At 42.4% G+C, this 302-nt stretch carries 1 protein-coding gene; it reads left to right on the forward strand.

From position 1 onward, the window contains the following. Positions 1 to 302, forward strand: a 302-nt coding sequence (locus N477_RS01295; protein ID WP_196760560.1) for an SdrD B-like domain-containing protein, incomplete at both ends; no start/stop codon positions are given.

The raw sequence follows: 302 nt of genomic DNA on the forward strand, positions 1-302 counted from the left end.
CAAGATTACCAAGGTGCAAACCCAGATCAATTTGGCTCAAATAGAGAGATCAAATTAGTATTGGCTGACAATGTTGCACCAGATCTTATCTTCACAGAGCAGCTTAATGACGGTGATAAATCTATTTCAGGCCGGGTGTTTGTGGACATCAATCAAGATGGCACAAATAACGGCAATGACTTTGTACTTGCAGGTATTGAGATCACGCTAACTGGTCAGGATCTTTACGGTGAAGCGGTGAGCTTTACAGCTTTTACAGATGCAAATGGTTCGTTTAACTTTGCTGGTCTGCGCAAGTCTGA

The organism is Pseudoalteromonas luteoviolacea H33-S (assembly GCF_001625695.1).
Taxonomy (GTDB): domain Bacteria; phylum Pseudomonadota; class Gammaproteobacteria; order Enterobacterales; family Alteromonadaceae; genus Pseudoalteromonas; species Pseudoalteromonas luteoviolacea_B.